This is a genomic window from Citrobacter sp. A316, from assembly GCF_002042945.1.
Classification (GTDB): domain Bacteria; phylum Pseudomonadota; class Gammaproteobacteria; order Enterobacterales; family Enterobacteriaceae; genus Citrobacter; species Citrobacter portucalensis.
Genome location: NZ_MVFZ01000004.1, coordinates 211,042 through 230,923, shown reverse-complemented (window position 1 = coordinate 230,923; position 19,882 = coordinate 211,042). Strand labels below are relative to the sequence as shown.

19 protein-coding genes and 1 tRNA gene are annotated in these 19,882 nt (G+C 53.4%); 10 read left to right on the top strand and 10 right to left on the bottom strand.

All coding sequences use genetic code 11. The annotated features are described in order from the left end of the window. Window positions 1–23 precede the first annotated feature (23 nt). From BZK41_RS07095 to BZK41_RS07070, 6 genes are read left to right on the top strand one after another with little or no spacing between them, the layout of a single operon-like run. Complete coding sequence (locus BZK41_RS07095) at window positions 24–761, top strand: heme ABC transporter permease (RefSeq protein WP_032949675.1); 738 nt, start codon at window positions 24–26, stop codon at window positions 759–761. After that, window positions 758–970, top strand: coding sequence for a heme exporter protein CcmD (gene ccmD, locus BZK41_RS07090; RefSeq protein ID WP_048215892.1), 213 nt, complete (start codon window positions 758–760; stop codon window positions 968–970). Before BZK41_RS07095 ends, ccmD begins: the two co-directional genes overlap by 4 nt. Further along, the gene (gene ccmE, locus BZK41_RS07085) at window positions 967–1,446 is read left to right on the top strand and encodes a cytochrome c maturation protein CcmE (protein ID WP_003834619.1); all 480 of its coding nucleotides are present in this window, start codon (window positions 967–969) and stop codon (window positions 1,444–1,446) included. Before ccmD ends, ccmE begins: the two co-directional genes overlap by 4 nt. Then, window positions 1,443–3,398, top strand: coding sequence for a heme lyase CcmF/NrfE family subunit (locus BZK41_RS07080; RefSeq protein WP_079937667.1), 1,956 nt, complete (start codon window positions 1,443–1,445; stop codon window positions 3,396–3,398). Before ccmE ends, BZK41_RS07080 begins: the two co-directional genes overlap by 4 nt. Next, window positions 3,395–3,952: a thiol:disulfide interchange protein DsbE gene (gene dsbE, locus BZK41_RS07075; protein WP_003834613.1), complete on the top strand. Its 558-nt coding sequence runs from the start codon at window positions 3,395–3,397 to the stop codon at window positions 3,950–3,952. Before BZK41_RS07080 ends, dsbE begins: the two co-directional genes overlap by 4 nt. Next, a complete protein-coding gene (locus BZK41_RS07070; RefSeq protein WP_079937666.1) occupies window positions 3,949–4,998 on the top strand; it encodes a cytochrome c-type biogenesis protein CcmH in 1,050 nt (349 codons plus the stop codon). The genes dsbE and BZK41_RS07070 overlap by 4 nt, the downstream gene beginning before the upstream one ends. Window positions 4,999–5,094: 96 nt before the next feature. Here the strand turns inward: BZK41_RS07070 and narP are convergent, their stop codons facing one another. The 4 genes from narP to BZK41_RS07050 all read right to left on the bottom strand — a co-directional run bounded on the left by narP (window position 5,095) and on the right by BZK41_RS07050 (window position 8,121). After that, the gene (narP, locus tag BZK41_RS07065) at window positions 5,095–5,742 is read right to left on the bottom strand and encodes a nitrate/nitrite response regulator protein NarP (protein WP_079937665.1); all 648 of its coding nucleotides are present in this window, start codon (window positions 5,740–5,742) and stop codon (window positions 5,095–5,097) included. A gap of 208 nt (window positions 5,743–5,950) precedes the next feature. Continuing rightward, window positions 5,951–6,027 (bottom strand) — tRNA-Pro (locus BZK41_RS07060). 74 nt (window positions 6,028–6,101) lie between these two features. Next, window positions 6,102–7,862 (bottom strand): LPS biosynthesis-modulating metalloenzyme YejM, encoded by a 1,761-nt coding sequence (gene yejM / locus BZK41_RS07055; RefSeq protein ID WP_079937664.1) that lies wholly within the window; start codon window positions 7,860–7,862, stop codon window positions 6,102–6,104. Between the two features lie 31 nt (window positions 7,863–7,893). Continuing rightward, complete coding sequence (locus tag BZK41_RS07050; RefSeq protein ID WP_003027506.1) at window positions 7,894–8,121, bottom strand: YejL family protein; 228 nt, start codon at window positions 8,119–8,121, stop codon at window positions 7,894–7,896. 134 nt (window positions 8,122–8,255) lie between these two features. Here BZK41_RS07050 and yejK point away from each other — a divergent pair, with 134 nt between their 5' ends. Beyond that, window positions 8,256–9,263 carry a nucleoid-associated protein YejK gene (yejK, locus tag BZK41_RS07045; RefSeq protein WP_003027504.1) on the top strand — a complete coding sequence of 336 codons (1,008 nt, stop codon included), beginning with the start codon at window positions 8,256–8,258 and terminating at the stop codon, window positions 9,261–9,263. A gap of 120 nt (window positions 9,264–9,383) precedes the next feature. Here yejK and rplY read toward each other — a convergent pair whose 3' ends face one another. Beyond that, window positions 9,384–9,668 (bottom strand): 50S ribosomal protein L25, encoded by a 285-nt coding sequence (gene rplY / locus BZK41_RS07040; protein ID WP_003027502.1) that lies wholly within the window; start codon window positions 9,666–9,668, stop codon window positions 9,384–9,386. A gap of 124 nt (window positions 9,669–9,792) precedes the next feature. Then, entirely contained in the window at window positions 9,793–11,553 is a 1,761-nt protein-coding gene (locus BZK41_RS07035) for a DEAD/DEAH box helicase (protein WP_079937725.1), read from the bottom strand. 151 nt (window positions 11,554–11,704) lie between these two features. Between BZK41_RS07035 and rsuA the strand changes: the two genes are divergently transcribed. The 3 genes from rsuA (at window position 11,705) to BZK41_RS07015 (ending at window position 14,296) form a co-directional block, all read left to right on the top strand. Beyond that, window positions 11,705–12,412, top strand: coding sequence for a 16S rRNA pseudouridine(516) synthase RsuA (rsuA, locus tag BZK41_RS07030; RefSeq protein WP_079937663.1), 708 nt, complete (start codon window positions 11,705–11,707; stop codon window positions 12,410–12,412). 15 nt (window positions 12,413–12,427) lie between these two features. Then, window positions 12,428–13,618, top strand: coding sequence for a Bcr/CflA family multidrug efflux MFS transporter (locus BZK41_RS07025; RefSeq protein ID WP_079937662.1), 1,191 nt, complete (start codon window positions 12,428–12,430; stop codon window positions 13,616–13,618). A gap of 333 nt (window positions 13,619–13,951) precedes the next feature. Beyond that, the gene (locus BZK41_RS07015) at window positions 13,952–14,296 is read left to right on the top strand and encodes a YejG family protein (protein WP_085951589.1); all 345 of its coding nucleotides are present in this window, start codon (window positions 13,952–13,954) and stop codon (window positions 14,294–14,296) included. A 3-nt stretch (window positions 14,297–14,299) separates the two neighbouring features. On the opposite strand, the gene yejF is transcribed toward BZK41_RS07015, so the two are convergent. Genes yejF through BZK41_RS06995 form a run of 4 tightly spaced genes read right to left on the bottom strand, consistent with a single transcriptional unit; the run spans window position 14,300 to window position 19,825 of the window. Then, on the bottom strand, window positions 14,300–15,889 hold the full coding sequence (gene yejF, locus BZK41_RS07010) for a microcin C ABC transporter ATP-binding protein YejF (RefSeq protein ID WP_079937661.1): 1,590 nt from the start codon (window positions 15,887–15,889) through the stop codon (window positions 14,300–14,302). Between the two features lies 1 nt (window position 15,890). After that, the gene (locus tag BZK41_RS07005) at window positions 15,891–16,916 is read right to left on the bottom strand and encodes an ABC transporter permease (RefSeq protein WP_079937660.1); all 1,026 of its coding nucleotides are present in this window, start codon (window positions 16,914–16,916) and stop codon (window positions 15,891–15,893) included. Continuing rightward, complete coding sequence (locus BZK41_RS07000; protein WP_003834575.1) at window positions 16,916–18,010, bottom strand: microcin C ABC transporter permease YejB; 1,095 nt, start codon at window positions 18,008–18,010, stop codon at window positions 16,916–16,918. The genes BZK41_RS07005 and BZK41_RS07000 overlap by 1 nt, the downstream gene beginning before the upstream one ends. Continuing rightward, a complete protein-coding gene (locus BZK41_RS06995) occupies window positions 18,011–19,825 on the bottom strand; it encodes an extracellular solute-binding protein (protein WP_079937659.1) in 1,815 nt (604 codons plus the stop codon). Window positions 19,826–19,882 lie beyond the last annotated feature (57 nt).

Below are 19,882 nucleotides of genomic sequence, written 5' to 3'. Positions count from 1 at the left end.
TTATGGAGTCTGGTGACTGAACTATGTGGAAAACACTTCATCAATTGGCGATGCCCCCTCGGCTCTATCAGATCTGTGGCTGGTTTATCCCGTGGCTGGCGATTGCCAGTGCGGTGGTACTGATAACGGGATGGATCTGGGGCTTTGGTTTCGCGCCTGCGGATTACCAGCAGGGGCAAAGCTATCGCATTATTTATCTGCACGTTCCGGCGGCAATCTGGTCGATGGGCATTTATGCCTCGATGGCCGTTGCCGCGTTTATCGGCCTGGTCTGGCAGATGAAAATGGCCAATCTGGCACTGGCTGCGATGGCGCCGATTGGTGCAGTGTTTACCTTTATTGCGCTGGTGACCGGCTCCGCATGGGGCAAACCGATGTGGGGAACCTGGTGGGTCTGGGATGCCCGACTCACCTCTGAACTGGTGCTGCTGTTTCTCTACGTTGGCGCCATTGCGCTGTGGCATGCCTTTGACGACCGCCGTCTGGCAGGTCGTGCCGCCGGTATTCTGGTGCTGATTGGCGTGGTCAACTTACCGATTATCCACTACTCGGTTGAGTGGTGGAATACGCTGCATCAGGGGTCTACCCGCATGCAGCAAAGCATCGATCCGGCGATGCGTACGCCGCTGCGTCTGGCGATCGTCGGCTACCTGTTACTGTTTGTCACGCTGGCGCTGATGCGCATGCGTAACCTGATTTTGATGATGGAAAAACGCCGCCCGTGGGTGAGCGAACTGATCTTAAAAAGAGGCCGCCAATGACCCCTGCATTTGCATCATGGAGTGATTTTTTCGCGATGGGCGGCTACGCCTTGTATGTCTGGCTTGCTGTAGCGATGAGCGTAATCCCGCTGGTGGTGCTGGTATTGCATTCTACGTTACAACATCGCGCAATTTTACGCGGTGTGGCGCAGCAGCGGGCGAGAGAAGCGCGTATGCGTGCGGCGCAAGTGCAACGGGAGGCGGCGTGAATATTCGACGTAAAAATCGGTTATGGATAGCCTGTGCGGTACTGGCGGGTCTGGCTTTGACCATTACGCTGGTTCTTTATGCGCTGCGTTCTAATATTGACCTGTTCTATACGCCGGGAGAGATACTCTACGGTAAGCGCGAAACGCAGCAGATGCCCGAAGTCGGTCAGCGCCTGCGCGTGGGCGGAATGGTGATGCCCGGTAGCGTAAAGCGCGATCCGCAGTCGTTGAAGGTGAATTTCAGCATCTATGACGCCGAAGGTGTGGTGGATGTCACCTATGAAGGCATTCTGCCGGATCTGTTCCGCGAAGGGCAGGGCGTCGTTGTTCAGGGCGAGCTGGACGAGGGAAATCATGTGCAGGCCAAAGAAGTACTTGCTAAACATGATGAGAATTACACCCCGCCGGAAGTCGAAAAAGCGATGCAGGAAAACCACCGTCGCCCGGAAAGTGTTTATAAGGATAAAACGTCATGATGCCTGAAATTGGCAATGCGCTGTTGTGCCTTGCACTAGGCGTGGCGTTACTGCTGTCGGTCTATCCGCTGTGGGGCGTAGCGCGCGGCGACGTGCGAATGATGGCCTCCGCGCGGCCTTTTGCCTGGGTTCTGTTTATCTGCGTGATGGGGGCGTTCCTGATTCTGGTCAATGCCTTCGTGGTTAATGACTTTACCGTCACCTACGTTGCCAGTAACTCCAATACCCAGCTTCCGGTCTGGTATCGGGTGGCAGCAACCTGGGGTGCCCATGAAGGCTCTCTGCTTCTATGGGTATTGCTGATGAGCGGTTGGACGTTCGCCGTTGCGGCGTTCAGTCAGCGTATGCCGCTGGATATCGTTGCCCGCGTGCTGGCAGTGATGGGGATGGTCAGCGTTGGCTTCCTGCTGTTTATTCTGTTTACCTCCAACCCGTTTGCCCGTACGTTGCCCAACTTCCCTATTGAAGGGCGTGACCTGAACCCGTTGTTGCAGGATCCGGGGCTGATTTTCCATCCGCCGTTGCTGTACATGGGGTATGTCGGTTTCTCCGTGGCCTTCGCGTTTGCGATTGCCGCGCTGATGAGCGGACGACTGGACAGTACCTTCGCCCGTTTTTCGCGTCCGTGGACGCTGGCGGCGTGGGTGTTCCTGACGCTGGGCATTGTGCTCGGTTCGGCCTGGGCCTATTACGAGCTGGGCTGGGGCGGCTGGTGGTTCTGGGATCCGGTTGAGAACGCCTCGTTTATGCCATGGCTGGTGGGAACGGCGTTGATGCACTCGCTGTCGGTAACCGAACAGCGTGCCAGCTTTAAAGCCTGGACGCTGCTGCTGTCCATCTGCGCATTCTCGCTTTGCCTGTTGGGGACTTTCCTGGTGCGCTCCGGCGTGCTGGTATCAGTGCATGCTTTCGCCTCCGATCCGTCGCGCGGGATGTTTATTCTGGCCTTTATGGTATTGGTGATTGGCGGCTCTCTGCTGCTGTTTGCGGTGCGCGGTCACAAGGTCCGCTCACGGGTAAACAACGCGCTGTGGTCGCGTGAATCTCTGCTGTTGGGCAATAACGTTCTGCTGATTGCCGCGATGCTGGTGGTGCTCTTGGGCACGCTGCTGCCGCTGGTGCACAAACAGCTGGGGCTGGGCAGTATTTCGATTGGCGAACCGTTCTTCAACACCATGTTTACCTGGCTGATGGCGCCGTTCGCACTGCTGCTGGGAATTGGGCCATTAGTGCGCTGGGGCCGTGACCGACCGCGTAAACTGAAAACGTTACTGATTATCGCGTTTGTCACCACGCTTGTTCTGTCGCTGCTGCTGCCGTGGCTATTTGAGGATCGCATTGCCGCTATGACGGTGGTAGGTCTGGCGATGGCGTGCTGGATATTCGTGCTGGCGATGTCCGAAGCATTCCTGCGTGTTTCCCGCGGAACGAAGTTAACACCAAGCTATTGGGGCATGGTGTCGGGCCACGTTGGGCTGGCGATAACTATTGTCGGTATTGCCTTTAGCCAGAACTACAGCGTTGAACGCGATGTGCGCATGAAAGCGGGTGATAGCGTCAGTATCCATAACTATCAGTTCACGTTCCGCGAAGTGAAAGATATTACCGGACCTAACTACCGGGGCGGTGTCGCCATTATTGGCGTTACCCGAGATGGTAAACCGGAAGCCACGCTGCACGCGGAAAAACGCTTCTATAACAGCACCAGTTCGATGATGACCGAAGCAGCAATTGACGGCGGATTCACGCGCGATCTGTACGCTGCGCTGGGTGAAGAACTGGATAACGGCGCATGGGCTGTGCGCCTGTACTACAAACCGTTTATTCGCTGGATTTGGGCCGGAGGATTGCTGATGGCGCTGGGCGGATTGTTCTGTCTGTTTGATCCACGCTATCGTCAGCGCACGCGCCCTCGCGCCGCGGTGCAAAAAAATGCGTCGGAGGCTGTATGAAGCGCAACGCACTGTTAATTCCGTTTATTATTTTTCTGATCATTGCGGCGGCGCTGCTGTGGCAGCTGGCGCGTAACGCCCAGGGGGACGATCCCACGAATCTGGAATCGGCGCTGATCGGCAAACCCGTTCCGACATTCCGCCTGGAGTCGCTGGAAAATCCGGGTCAGCATTATCAGGCCGATGTGCTGACGCAAGGCAAACCGGTACTACTGAACGTCTGGGCGACCTGGTGTCCGACCTGTCGTGCCGAACATCAGTATCTGAACCAGCTGTCTGCACAAGGCGTGCGGGTGGTGGGTCTGAACTATAAAGACGATCGTCAGAAAGCCATTGTCTGGCTGAAAGAGCTGGGTAATCCTTACTCATTAAGCCTGTTTGATGGCGACGGTATGCTTGGTCTGGATCTTGGCGTGTACGGTGCGCCGGAAACGTTCCTGATCGACGGTAAAGGTATTATTCGCTATCGCCATGCCGGTGATTTGAATGCCAGGGTGTGGGAGAGCGAGATCAAACCGTTGTGGGATAAGTACAGTAAGGAGGCTGCGCAATGAGATTTTTACTGGGCCTGCTAATGCTGGTTATCTCGGGATCTGCGCTGGCGACTATCGACGTGATGCAGTTTAAGGATGAAGCGCAGGAGCAGCAGTTCCGTCAGCTTACCGAACAGCTGCGCTGTCCTAAATGTCAGAACAACAGCATTGCCGATTCTAACTCGATGATTGCCACTGACCTGCGCCAGAAAGTGTACGAACTGATGCAGGAAGGAAAAAGTCAGAAAGAGATTGTCGACTACATGGTGGCGCGCTACGGCAACTTCGTCACTTACGATCCACCGTTGACGCCGCTTACAGTGCTTTTGTGGGTGATGCCGGTGGTCGCGATTGGCCTGGGGGGCTGGATCATTTTCGCCCGTACCCGCCGACGTGTCCGGGTGAAACAGGAAGAGTTTCCTGATGACGTTATCCCGGATGGCAAGCGCGGTGGATTTGGGTTATTTGTGCCCGGCATCGTGGTGGCGCTGATCGTTGGCGCGGTGAGCTATTATGAAACCGGCAGTTATAAGCAGGTTCAGGTCTGGCAGCAGGCCACCGCTCAGGCTCCGGCGCTGCTTGAACGTGCGTTGGATCCGAAAGCTGACCCGCTCAATGAAGAAGATATGACACGTCTGGCGCTGGGGCTGCGCACGCGCCTCCAGGCCGATCCTACAAACGTTGAAGGCTGGATCATGCTTGGGCGTATTGGCATGGTACTCGGTAACGCCAGTACGGCCACTGAAGCCTATGCCAATGCCTATCGACTGGATCCTAAAAACAGCGATGCGGCGCTGGGTTATGCGGAAGCACTGACTCGTTCATCCGATCCTGACGATAATCGCCGGGGAGGGGAGCTGTTACGCCAGCTGGTGCGCGGCGAACATGCCAACGTGCGGGTTCTCAGCATGTACGCGTTTAACGCTTTTGAACAGCAACGCTTTGGCGAGGCGGTTGCTGCCTGGGAGATGATGCTGAAATTATTACCGGCCAATGATACCCGTAGGGCGGTGATAGAACGCAGCATTAAGCAGGCGATGGAGCAGCTAACGCCGCAGGATAAGTAAGAGTCCAGATTGCCCGAAGGCGTGCTGCTTTCGGGCCTGTGCGGGCTTTGTAGGCCGGATAAGACGCTGTTGCGTCGTGATCCGGCATTTCATTGATTACTGCATGCCGCGCGTTTGCAAAAACAGGATGGTGGCAGCAACGCGAGAACGCACGTTGAGTTTGCGCAGCAGGTTGCGAATATGCACTTTCACCGTCTGTTCGGAAATATTCAGCACTGATGCAATCTGCTTGTTCGACAGTCCCTGAGCAAGTTCATGCAACACATCCAGTTCACGTTCGGTGAGAATACTGAACGGATCTTCTTGTGCGCCGAACAGGTCACGTTCGCGCAGATATTCGCTGACGCGTGTGCTAAAAGCTTTTCCGCCTTTGGCACCGCTGCGAATGGCTTCCAGCAGGACTTCAGGATCGCTATCTTTCAGTAAATAACCATCCGCGCCGGCATCAATTAAGGCGTACACATCGCTGGCGGCATCCGATACGGTAAGAATAATAATTTGCGCGGTGACGCCATCCCGACGCAGCGCATTCAGAGTGTCCAGCCCGCTCATACCTTTCATATTGAGATCCAGCAGGATCACATCAAGGTCCAGACGGTTTGCCAGATCGATAGCACTGGCACCGTCACCCGCTTCCGCGACTACGTCAAATGCGGGATCCAGTTGCAATAATTGACTAATTCCCCGCCGCATGAGTGGGTGGTCGTCAACAATCAGCACCCGAAAAGGCGTTGCTTCAGGCATACTATTCTCCTGAGTTTTTATTAGTATCATTATTGTTTTCAGCGCATCAATCGTCCAGATTCATCGCGCTAATGAGAGGATAAATTTTACCCCAATTTGTGCATGGGTAAGTAGTAAAACCTGTGCTGAAGGTGGTGGTAATACTCAGGAATACAGAATCGCAGACATAAAAAAACCAACCACAAGGGTTGGTTTTTTTTGGGATTTTTGGTCGGCACGAGAGGATTTGAACCTCCGACCCCCGACACCCCATGACGGTGCGCTACCAGGCTGCGCTACGTGCCGACGCTATGGCTGCTAATACTACTGCTTTCCGCTACGAATGCAAGAGGATGCCTCACTAACTGATTTATAATTAATCAGTTAGCAATAAATCGTTTCTCATCCGTCAGAACCTGTAGCAGCAGGCTGAGCTGCGGTTTCTGATCTTTTATTTTCTCGCCACGTAAATCATAGGTCTGATAATTTCCGTTGTTGTTCAGCACCAGCGTCATCTCTGGCGTAGTCACGGCCATCGTGCTGCCGTCGGCGGCGGTCACCCAGTAATGGCGACGTGTAGCATTGAACAAATCCTGCCCCTGCGAGTATTCGTTAGCCGGCGTGCTGACGTGCAGCAGGCGCTGCATCAGCGTCGTCATCAGGTCTGTATGATCGGTCAGACTATTGATGCGCTGGGCAGGCGTTCCCGGCCAGTGAATAACCAGAGGAACCTGCAGATGACCGCGAGACCAGGCGAAGTTGTTCTCTTCCTGCGTCAGCGGCACACCGCGGCCAGCGGTAATAATCACCACAGTGTTGTCCAGTTTACCCGAGTCGCGCAGGGCGCTAAGAACACGGTTAATATTGGCATCCACACCCTGAGCGGCGCTGGCGTAGCGTTTGGCAAAGTTTTTCTGGTTGCTGTCATCAAGGTTTGTCCCGTTAAAGGATACCCAGGAGAACCAGCGATTATCTTCCTGCGCGTAGCGTCCCAGCCAGTTGATCCATTGGTTTGCAGTTTGCTCGTCAGATTGTGTTTGCACGCTCGGCATAGAGAAATCTGACAGCAGCGCCTGGCGATAAAGCGGGCTGGTAAAGCCATCCGAGGAGAATAGCCCTAACTGATAACCCTGCTGGTTCAGTGCAGAGATCAGCGCCGCAGGCGTTCGGGTCGACAAAATGCCATCCATGTAGCTTGGTGATACACCATAGAACAGGCCAAAGATCCCGTTATCCGTGGTGTTGCCTGAGCTCATGTGACGCGTAAAGGAGATATTCTGCCCGGCGAACTCAGCCAGCGCAGGCATCTGTTTTTCAAAGCGTGAGTAGTTCAGGCCGTCTACGGTGATCAGCAGAACGTTCTGGCCGGTGCCCATATCGCGATAGTGCAGTTCGCTGAGCGGGTACTGCACGGAAACCGCTTCCGGATTGCCCTGTTCGATCAGGCGACGCTGATACTCTTGCGCATCCAGCAGACCATGTTTTTCCAGAAACTTACGCGCCGTCATCGGGTAAGAGAGCGGCAGGTTTGCGCGCTGCATGGTAATCGGGCGATAGAAATTGGCATCTGCCCAGATATACACCACATGCGAGGCGATAAAAGAAACGAAGAAGAATGCCGCTAACGGTTTGGCGAAATGGCGACGACGCGTCAGGCTGCGCAGCTTTTGCCAGCTCCAGGTCGCAAACAACATTTCTATTAACAGAATAACCGGCACACTGATAAACAACAGTTGCCAGTCACGCGCCACTTCGTTCTGATCAGGATTAATGACCAGTTCCCAAACGATCGGGTTGAGGTGCAGGTGGAAGCGGGTGAAAACTTCGCTGTCGATTAACAACAACGTCATGCCAGCCGTCGCCAGAATAGCTGATAAGAATCGCATCAGCCTCTGGGACATGACGATAAACGTCAGGGGAAACAGGATTAGCAGATAGGTGGCAAACACCAGAAAGCTAAAATGCCCGACAACACTCAGGTAGGAATATACACGACCTGCAAGGGTTGTCGGCCAGTCGGCGACAAACAGGTAACGGCTACCGAGAACCATGGCCAACAGAATGTTGAACAAGGCAAACCAGTGCCCCCAGCTAACCATCTGGGAGACTTTCTCACGGTAGCGCTGACGATGAGTTACCATAAACTGTTGTTCGTTTCCCCGGAGCAGGCTCTTAATGCGCTTGGTCGTCGTTTACCGAAGACTGCAATGCGCGGGCAAAAGAGTTGGCAATCGCCTGGCGCTGGGCCGGTGCGATGCTTGTATTGATAAGGTTAGTCACCATATTTCCCAGTACCATCAGGGAAAGGTCGGTCGGCGCCTTATGTTTTTCCAGTACGTTGAGCATCTCATTCAGCAGTTGTTCAACGTGTTCGTCACTATAGCGGGAAATTTGTGGCATAAATCGAAATCAGTCTGTTCATGAAAGGGCAACATATTACCGTACAGACAGTTTTTTTTCTGCTTTTTTATCTTCTATTGCGTCACTGCCCGGCAGGTGGTTGAATACCGCCCGGTCTAAAAGGAGAGTTTATCATGAGTCTGGATATCAACCAGATTGCCCTGCACCAGCTTATCAAACGTGACGAGCAGAATCTTGAGCTGGTCTTGCGCGATTCATTACTGGAACCGACAGCGACGGTTGTCGATATGATGGCTGAGCTGCATCGGGTGTATAGCGCCAAGAATAAAGCCTATGGCCTGTTTAGCGAAGAGAGTGAACTGGCACAAACGCTGCGTTTACAGCGTCAGGGCGAAGAGGATTTTCTGGCATTTAGTCGTGCCGCGACCGGACGCTTGCGGGACGAGTTGGCGAAATATCCTTTTGCCGACGGCGGCATTGTCCTGTTCTGTCATTACCGCTATCTGGCGGTAGAGTATCTGTTGGTCGCCGTGCTGAACAATTTAAGCAGCATGCGCGTCAATGAAAATCTGGATATCAATCCGACGCACTATCTGGATATCAATCATGCGGACATCGTGGCGCGCATTGATTTAACCGAGTGGGAAACCAACCCGGAGTCCACGCGCTATCTGACGTTCCTGAAAGGGCGGGTAGGGCGCAAAGTTGCCGATTTCTTTATGGATTTCCTCGGTGCCAGCGAAGGTCTGAACGCCAAGGCGCAAAACCGTGGCCTGCTGCAGGCGGTCGATGACTTTACTGCCGAGGCGCAACTCGATAAAGCGGAACGCCAGAACGTGCGCCAGCAGGTGTACAGCTACTGCAACGAGCAGCTGCAGGCTGGTGAAGAGATCGAACTGGAGTCGTTGTCTAAAGAGCTTTCCGGCGTCAGTGAAGTTAGCTTCAGCGAATTTACCGCTGATAAAGGCTACGAGCTGGAAGAGAGCTTCCCGGCGGATCGCAGTACGCTGCGTCAGTTAACCAAATTTGCCGGCAGCGGCGGTGGGTTAACCATTAACTTCGACGCCATGTTACTGGGTGAACGTATTTTCTGGGATCCGGCTACAGATACTTTGACCATCAAAGGTACGCCGCCGAACCTGCGCGACCAGCTGCAGCGCCGCACGTCGGGCGGGAAATAAAACCGTTTGCCGGGTGAGAGCGTAAACGCCTTATCCGGTCGACGAGAACCATCGGTATCAATGACAAAATCCCATAAAAAAACCCCGCCAAGGCGGGGTTTTTCTTCAACTTGTTTGCGATTACGCGCGAACGAAGTCGATGTGGGACAGCTTCGGCTTGAACGGGTGACGCTGTACAGCCTGAGCTTTAACTTTAACTTCTTTACCGTCAACAACGATGGTCAGAACTTCGCTGTAGAATTCAGCTTTAGCTTGCATGTTCATAACTGCATCGTGATCCAGTTCGATAGCAATCGGGGCTTCTGCGCCACCGTAGATGATTGCCGGGAACTTGTTAGCGGCACGCAGGCGGCGGCTCGCACCCTTACCCTGCTCTTTACGTACTTCAGCGTTGATAGTAAACATTTAAATCTCTCTTTAATAATTCCTGCTACAGGCGACCCAGCAACAGGTAAGTGATCTGCTTTGCGTATGCAAAAGCGGGCGAGATTCTATACTCAAACGGCTGGTACATCAATCAAAAGTACGATTAACCGCGTAATTCATGTGCCCGACGAAAGCGTCCTTCATAATCGAAGACCTTTTCACGGACCTGCCAGTACTGACCTTTCATACGCGCCACCACGAAATCAGGATGACGTAATAACGCCTGCTGATGGAGGATATCGGTGGCGGTTATCCAGCGTAAGGGTATGCCGGGTGTTCGGGTATGCGGGCGAATAAATAGTTGCTCGAAGGCTGTTCGCTGCGCGGGAGTATGCAGGCGAAAGCGTTCGCTGACGTCGGCGCCATCCTCATCGTAATAAGTGATTTTCAGCCATTCGCCTTTTTCATCCAGGCCACTTTGTAGCACCATACCGCTACAGCGCAAGACCAGCGCATCTTTGAGTCTGAGCGCGGCTTTCAACATGTCATCCGGGTCTACCAGCACCGTATCGCACTCGCGACAACGGCGGGCGGCGATGTCATTTTCCGCGTTGCACTGTGGGCAGTTTTTAAAACGGAAACGAAAATCGCACTGTTCGCGATGGCCGTCATCATCTTCAAACCACCCCTGACAGCGGCGGCCAAAGTGTTCAATCAGCGTGCCGTCTGCCGTTGTTTTGCCCCAGAAGGTATTCGCAAACCCACAGGCAGGGCAGAACACCTGTACCGGAACGTTGTCGCTTTTCCCTTTCGGCGCACCCACTTCCGGTGCGTACAGATCGTGCGGGTTGCCGGCGTAATCGAGGATCAGACAGTCGGTTTTACCCGGGGCCAGACGCAGCCCGCGGCCGACAATTTGTTGGTAAAGGCTAACTGACTCCGTTGGGCGCAGAATGGCGATAAGGTCGACGTGCGGAGCGTCGAAGCCGGTGGTCAGGACCGACACATTCACCAGATAGCGAAAGCGCTGGGCTTTGAACTCTTCAATCAGCACATCGCGCTCAGCGCCTGGCGTATCTCCGGTGATTAGCGCAGCGTCGTCAGCGGGCAGCAGACCCAGAATTTCTTTGGCGTGCTCAACGGTGGCGGCGAAAATCATCACCCCTTTGCGAGTTTGGGCAAACTCGATAATCTGGCTGATGATATGCGGCGTTATTCGCTGCTGCTTTTTTAGCTCCTGATTCAGATCCGCTTCGCTAAACAGGCCGTTACTCTGCGCCTGCAGGCGGCTAAAGTCATACTGCACGACCGGCATATCGAGGCGTTCTGGCGGCGTCAGGTAGCCGTGTTTAATCATGTAGCGCAGCGGTAATTCATAAATGCAGTCGCGAAAAAGCGCTTTTTCATCGCCGCGCACCATACCATGATAATGAAAATGATAAATCCAGCCCTTGCCCAAACGAAAAGGTGTGGCGGTAAGCCCGAGCAGACGTAAGTGGGGATTTACTTTAGTCAGGTGAGTGAGGATTTGCTGATACTGACTCTCTTCATCATCGCCAATACGATGGCATTCATCGACGATCAGCAGGGAGAACTCACCCTGAAAGGCCTCCAGATTACGCGCTACCGACTGTACGCTGCCAAATACCACTTTCCCGTGGCTCTCTTTACGCTTCAGGCCTGCGGCAAAAATATCGGCCTCCAGCCCCAGTGCGCAATATTTGGCATGGTTTTGTGCGACCAGTTCTTTGACATGCGCCAGTACCAGTACGCGACCACGTGCCACGCGGGCCAGTTCAGCAATCACCAGACTTTTGCCCGCGCCGGTTGGCAGGACGATAACTGCCGGGGTGCGGTGGTGGCGAAAATGGTTGAGCGTGGCGTCCACGGCTTCTTTTTGGTACGGGCGAAGTGTAAAAATCATGGGCTCATTAAGGTAAACAGCAACAATGTATAGTATGCCATGAATCATTTCCCTTGAGGGATGGTGTAACACCGCTATACTGGGCGGATAATAGTCCCACTTTTCGGGCGTAAACCCGCTTCTCGTATTTTTACAGGCAAAAATCACACTCATGCGACTTGATAAATTTATCGCTCAGCAACTCGGCGTCAGCCGCGCTATTGCCGGGCGTGAGATCCGTGCTAACCGCGTTACCGTCGACGGCGAAATCGTCAGAAATAGCGCGTTTAAGCTGCTACCAGAACACGACGTCGAATATGACGGCAATTCCCTGGTTCAACAAAATGGCCCGCGCTATTTTATGCTGAATAAGCCTCAGGGTTATGTTTGCTCAACGGATGACCCGGATCACCCGACAGTGCTCTATTTCCTTGATGAACCGGTTGCCTACAAACTGCATGCGGCAGGACGCCTGGATATCGACACCACCGGACTGGTACTGATGACCGATGATGGCCAGTGGTCGCACCGCATCACCTCTCCTCGTCATCATTGTGAGAAAACCTACCTGGTGACGCTGGAGTCGCCAGTGGCGGACGATACCGCCGAGCAGTTTGCCCATGGCGTACAGTTGCATAATGAGAAAGACCTGACCAAACCGGCTGTTCTGGAGGTCATCACGCCAACTCAGGTGCGATTGACCATCAGCGAAGGGCGCTATCATCAGGTAAAACGTATGTTTGCCGCGGTGGGTAACCACGTTGTGGAACTGCACCGTGAACGGATTGGTGACATCAGGCTGGATGATGATCTGGAGCCGGGTGAATACCGTCCATTGACCGAAGAAGAAATCGCCAGCGTTAACTTAACCCCGCGTTAATTTCAGGAGCTAAATGTGACCACCCGGCAGAACTCGTCAATTGCCATTGTCTTTATCCTTGGCTTGTTAGCCATGCTGATGCCGTTGTCGATTGATATGTATCTTCCGGCGCTACCTGTCATCTCAGAACAGTTTGGTGTACCTGCGGGTAGCGCGCAGATGACCCTCAGTACCTATATTCTGGGGTTTGCAGTGGGGCAGTTGCTCTATGGTCCAATGGCAGACAGCATTGGGCGCAAGCCGGTGATTCTGGGCGGGACGCTGGTGTTTGCGGCGGCGGCAGTTGCCTGCGCCCTGGCGCAAACTATCGATCAACTGATCGTGATGCGTTTCTTCCACGGTCTGGCTGCCGCGGCGGCGAGCGTGGTTATCAACGCCCTGATGCGCGATATCTATCCGAAGGAAGAGTTCTCGCGCATGATGTCATTCGTCATGCTGGTTACGACAATTGCGCCCTTGTTGGCACCTATCGTAGGTGGTTGGGTGCTGGTATGGCTGAGCTGGCACTATATCTTTTGGATCCTCGCCATGGCGGCAGTTCTGGCGTCGGTGATGATCTTTACGCTGATCAAAGAGACCCTGCCTGTAGAGCGTCGTCAGCCGTTTCGTCTGCGTACAACTATGGGCAACTTTGCCTCGCTGTTTCGTCATAAACGTGTGTTGAGCTATATGCTGGCCAGCGGGTTCAGCTTTGCCGGGATGTTCTCGTTTCTGAGCGCCGGACCCTTTGTCTACATTGAGATCAACCACGTTTCACCGCAGCATTTCGGTTATTACTTCGCACTGAACATCGTATTCCTGTTCGTGATGACTATCATCAACAGCCGCTTTGTGCGTCGGGTTGGGGCATTGAATATGTTCCGTACCGGTCTGTGGATCCAGTTCGTGATGGCGGGATGGATGGTCTTTAGCGCACTGTTTGGGCTGGGGTTCTGGGCCCTGGTCGTGGGCGTTGCGGCGTTTGTTGGCTGTGTGTCGATGGTGTCATCTAACGCCATGGCGGTTATTCTGGATGAATTTCCGCATATGGCGGGAACGGCGTCATCGCTGGCTGGGACATTCCGCTTCGGCATTGGCGCCATCGTTGGGGCGCTGTTGTCTCTGGCGACCTTTAACTCGGCCTGGCCAATGATATGGTCGATCGCATTTTGCGCTACCTGCTCAATTCTCTTCTATCTTTACGCCAGTCGCGCCCAAAAACGGTGATCTAATACACAACCTGGGGGCCATAAGGTCTCCAGAGTTGATGTACATCAACCGCAAATCTATCATTTCCCCCGCTTATGTTTATTTTATGTAAAATCAATTTATGTAAAAAGTCACATCATTGTAGTTAAAAAGGTTGAGTTAGATCGCAGAAACGAGTACATATAGCCCGGAAATATGCCAGAACCATTGAATAATTTTAATTACCGGGTTTGAAAAGCTGCATAAAGACAGGGTGTAAACGTTTACCAACTGTCTAAAGACGTATTGTCAATGATGTGTTAATATTGATGTAAAATAATTGTGAAGTGATTGTGCTTCCAGGGAAAGAAAGTGATGACATTACAACTCTCAATCGTTCATCGTCTGCCGCAGAGCTATCGTTGGTCGGTGGGTTTCGCAGGTTCGAAAGTTGAACCGATTCCGCAAAACGGTCAGAGTAATGAGAACAGCCTGGTGGCGCTCAAATTGCTCAGCCCTGATGGTGACAGCGCGTGGTCAGTCATGCATAAGCTCAGCCAGGCCCTCAGTGATATCGAGGTTCCTTGTTCCGTACTGGAATGTGAAGGAGAGCCGTGCCTGTTTGTGAATCGCCAGGACGAATTTGCCGCGACCTGCAGACTGAAAAACTTCGGCGTGGCTATCGCAGAACCGTTTTCAAACAACAATCCTTTTTGAGCGTCAGCTTAGCGCGAGCAGCTGACGCGTATAGGCCTGCTGTGGTGCGTTAAATACGTGCTCGCATTGCCCTTGTTCCACGACCTCTCCCTGCCTTAGCACAATAACCTGATGGCATAACGCGCTTACTACGTGCAAATCATGGCTGATAAAAATATAAGCCAGGCGATGCTTTTCCTGTAACGACTTTAACAGCGTCAGGATTTGCGCCTGCACGGTTCTGTCGAGCGATGATGTTGGTTCATCCAGAATGATCAGGGAAGGTTTAAGAATTAATGCCCTGGCAATAGCAATGCGTTGGCGTTGCCCGCCAGAAAACTCCGCAGGATAACGATGCCGTGTTTCGCTATCCAATCCCACTTCCTCCATCACCGCTTTCACCTGTGCCTCGCGCTGTTCAGCTGACAGGGTAGGCTGATGAACGCGCAACCCCTCCTCGATAATCTGTAGCACGCTCAGGCGTGGGTTCAGCGAGGAGTTGGGATCCTGAAACACTACCTGAATGCGGTGTCGGACCGGTAACAGCTGGCGACGATTTAAGGTATGCAGCGCCAGACCATCGAACACAATGCTTCCCTGTGAGGTGATTAACCGCAGAAGTGCCAGCCCGGTGGTGCTTTTTCCGGAGCCTGACTCTCCAACCAGCCCCAGCGTTTCACCGGGCCGAAGGGAAAAACTGACGTCGTTAACGACGACGTTGTGGTCCACCACGCGCTTCAGGATACCTTTGCGGATAGGAAAGGCGACGCGGAGTTTTTCCACTTCCAGCAGCGGGGCTTGTCCGACAGGCAAAGGTACCGGGTCGCCGGAAGGTTCACTGTTTAGCAACTTCTGCGTGTAGGGATGCGTTGGCGCAGCGAGCAGTTGTACTGCTTTATTTTGCTCCACACACTGACCGTTTTGCATGACCGCTACGGTATCGGCCAGCTTTTTCACAATGCTCAGGTTGTGGGTGATGAACAGTAATCCCATGTTCAGCTCACGCTGTAGTTCCCTCAGCAGTTGCAGGATCTGCGCCTGTACGGAAACGTCCAGCGCGGTAGTCGGTTCATCAGCAATAAGCAGCTCTGGTCGTGTCAGCAGTGCCATGGCGATCATCACACGCTGGCGTTCACCGCCGGAAAGCTGGTGCGGGTAGTCTGCCAGGCGTTTGGCCGCCTGACGGATGCCGACGCGATCCAGACAGGTCAGAATTTCTGCCCGTGCCGCCTCCCGACGCATTCCCCGATGCAGCGACAGCACTTCATAAAGCTGTTTTTCCAGATTGTGGAGTGGGTTCAGTGACACCATCGGCTCCTGGAAAATCATGGCGATTTTATTCCCCCGTACGCCGCGAAGCGTCTGCTCGTTGGCGTGAAGTAATGATTCACCATGAAAACGGATGTCCCCGGAAAGGTAAACTACCGGAGGGGACGGTAACAACCGTAGGATAGAAAGCGCGGTCACGCTTTTTCCCGAGCCAGACTCGCCCACCAGCGCCAGCGTTTGTCCGGCATCAACCCGTAGTGAGAGGGCATTGACTACGGTGCGCACGGTCTCTTGTTGACGAAAACCAACCGATAAATTCTCAATGGCTAACAGAGGTTGTGTCATCTTAAATCGCCTTGTTGGGATCAAACGCATCGCGTACCGCTTCACCAATAAAGATCAGTAGCGATAGTAGCAGGGCAACGGAGATGAACGCGGTGATGCCAAGCCACGGTGCCTGCAGGTTGTTTTTACCCTGTAACAGGAGTTCTCCCAGTGATGGCGAGCCAAGCGGTAAGCCGAACCCAAGAAAATCCAGTGAGGTCAGGGTGGTTATCGAGGCGCATAAAATAAACGGTAAAAAGGTCAGGGCCGCAACCATCGCGTTGGGCAGCATATGACGCAGAATAATACTGCGATCGCTTACGCCTAGCGCTTGGGCAGCTCGAATGTAATCAAAGTTTCGTGTACGTAAAAATTCCGCTCGCACCACGCCAACCAGGCTCATCCAGCCAAACAGCACGGTAATACCCAGCAGCCACCAGAAGTTAGGCTGGACCACGCTCGACAATAGAATGATGAGAAACAGCGTTGGCATTCCTGACCACACTTCAATGAATCGTTGCCCCCACAGGTCCACCTTGCCGCCATAATAGCCCTGAATTGCGCCAGCCATAATGCCCATCACGCTCGAACAGAGGGTGAGCATTAGACCAAACAAGACAGAAATACGTGTGCCGTAGAGGATGCGTGCCAGTACATCACCGCCGTTGGCGTCTGTCCCCAGCCAGTTTTGTGCAGAAGGCGGGGAAGGGAAGGGCTTATCGGTGGCAAAGTTAATGCTGGTGGCCCCAAAGCGTATTGGTGCCCACAGGATCCAGCCCTGGTTTTCCAGGCGCTGCTGTAGCCACGGATCCTGATAATCAGCCCGGGTCGCAAGTGGTCCGCCGAAGTCGCTTTCACTGTAGTTTTTGAACAGGGGGAAATACCAGCTATTGTCGTAGCGCACCAGTAGCGGCTTATCATTGGCAATTAGTTCTGAACACAGACTAAGACCGAACAGCACCAGAAAAATCCACAGCGACCAGTAGCCGCGACGGTTGTGGCGAAAGCGCGCCCAGCGGGCCTGATTGACGGGGCTTAATCGCGACATTAGCGTCCCTCAAAATCAATACGAGGATCGACCAGCGTATAGCTGATGTCGCTGAGGATATTCAGCAGCAGACCGATCAGGGTGAAGATATAGAGCGTGCCAAACATTACCGGGTAGTCGCGTGATACGGTGGATTCATAACCCAGCAATCCCAGGCCGTTAAGCGAGAACATCACTTCAATCAGCAGTGAGCCGGTAAAAAACATGCTGATAAACGTTGCCGGGAAGCCGGCGATCACCAGCAACATGGCATTGCGAAACACATGTTTCCACAGAATATTTTTCTCGCTGACCCCTTTAGCGCGTGCGGTGACGACATATTGTTTGCGCACCTCATCCAGAAATGAGTTCTTGGTCAGCATCGTCAGCGCGGCAAACCCGCCAACCACCGTCGCCAGCACCGGCAGGGTGATATGCCAAAGGTAGTCGGTTACTTTCTGATACCAGGGCAGGGAGTCAAAATTGGCGGAAACCAGCCCGCGAAGCGGGAACAGGTCGTAGTAGCTTCCCCCGGCAAAAAAGACGATCAGCAAAATGGCAAACAGAAAGGCCGGTATGGCATAGCCGATAATAATAAACGCGCTGCTCCAGACATCAAACCGGCTGCCGTTATGCACCGCTTTGCGGATCCCAAGCGGTATCGACACCAGATAGATGATGAGCGTACTCCACAGCCCCAGCGTGACGGAAACAGGCAGGCTGTCTTTGATAAGCGTCAGCACCGAGGCGCTACGAAACAGGCTGTCACCGAAATCGAAACGAATATAATCCCAGAGCATTTTGAAGTAACGCTCATGGATGGGCTTATCGAACCCATAGCGGCGAGTGATTTCGGCTATCACCTCCGGGTCAAGACCCCGGCCGCCTCGATAATTACTGTCGCTGATGTTACCCACGCCGGTTTGCGCGTGGCTGGCGCGAACGCCTTCGCTACCCGCGCCGGGTAATGCCCCACTTTGTCCGAACTCAATAGCGGCGACAGCCTGCTCTACTGGACCGCCGGGGGCTATCTGCACGATAAAAAAGTTGATGGTGATGATGGCCCAAAGCGTCGGGATCACCAGCAGCAGACGTCGAATCAGATAAGCGCCCATTTATTCTCCCTGCCGCCTGGCTGCGGGCAGCTTCGCCGCTTTGTTGACGTCATACCACCAGTTGTCGAGGCCAATAGTATAAATTGGGCGAATAGCAGGATGTGAAAATTTATCCCACCATGCAATGCGATCCTCTGCCATAAACCACATCGGCAACATGTAGTAGTTCCAGGTTAATACCCTGTCCAGTGCCCGGCCCAGTGAGATCAATTTGGCTTTGTCGCCTTGCGCCGCGATGATTTGGTCGATCAGTTTATCAATCACCGGGCTTTGTACTCCGGGGGCGTTGTAGCTGGAGTCAATATATTGAGAGGCCCAGAGAATTTGCAGGTCTGAACTCGGCCACGGCATCGCACGATACAACCTCGGCATCATGTCATAGTCGCGACTGCGCAGGCGGTTCGTGATTTGTGAGTTATCCACCTGGCGGATATTCATCGTAATACCTAAGCGCTGCAGGTTGTGCTGAAACGGCAGCACCCATTGACTGTTGCTGCCCGCCGGGAGCAACAGTTCAAAGCTCAGAGGTTTACCGCTGGCGCTATTTACACGCTGCTGACCCTTTAGTACCCACCCGGCCTGTTCCAGTAAGGTATCGGCTTTCAACAGATTGTCGCGATCGTAGCCATCGCCTTTTGATTTTGGCGGCTGATAGATTTGGCTAAAGACCTCAGGGGGGAGATCTTTTTTCAAGGGCGCGAGTATCACCAACTCATCCGCGTCGGGGTATTTTGTCGCGGCATATTCGGTATTCTGAAAATAGCTGTTGGTCCGGCTCCAGGCGTTATAGAACAGCGCTTTATTCATCCATTCAAAATCAAAGGCCAAGGTGATGGCTTCCCGCACCCGTCGGTCGCTGAATACCGGGCGCTGAATATTAAATGCAAGCCAGCGGGTATCCTGGGCGGATTCGTTCTTTTGTTCATCTTTGATGATGTAGTGATTCGCGAAATTTTTCCCGGTATAATGTGTCGCCCAGTTTTTGGCATCATTTTCAAGACGCAGATCAAACGCACCGGCCTTAAACGCTTCAAAGGCGACGTTATCATCCAGATAGTAGTCGTAGCGGATGGTATCAAAGTTCCAGCGTCCACGATTGACGGGCAGATTAGCGGCCCAATAATCTTTGACGCGCGAATAGACAATATACTGGCCCATCTTCCATTTAGTAATGCGATAAGGGCCGCTGGCGAGCGGTGGCGATGATAAGGGATCGCTGAGCTTATGATCTTTCCAGTACTTCTCTGGCATCACGGGTAATGAAAACAGGCTGAGCATGTCCTCTTTACCCGGTTTGGCTAATTCAATGCGTACGGTTAATGGCGAGATGGCTTTTACCGTTGTTCCCTTGTAGACCAGACGAAACTGCGGCACGCCTTCAGTCATAAATTTGTGGAAGGTGAATGCGACGTCGCGGGCGGTAATGGGTGAGCCATCGTGAAAACGCGCGCGCGGATTAATGGCAATTTCTACCCAGGAATAGTCGTCAGCATAGCGTGCGCTGTCGGCAATGAGCGGATAATAGCTACCAGGCTCGTCGTCAGAGGTGGTAAATAGCGTATCGTACAGCGTTTCGGTACGCGCGCCGGGATTGCCACGCATCGCATAGCGGTTGAAGTTATCGAACGTACCAATCGCGGAGAGGGTGATTTGCCCGCCTTTGGGGGCGGCTGGGTTGACGTAATCAAAGTGGTTAAAGTTAAACGCGTACTTCGGTTCACCCAGTACGGCAAACGCATAGCTTTCTTTGATGGATTGCGCCTGGACGCTAAACCCGATGAGGGCGATAAACAGCAGCAGTAGGCGAGGGATCATATAAAAGCGATTTCCTTTTCCTGCCACAACCCGACGGGCATCATGCCTGAAAGATAA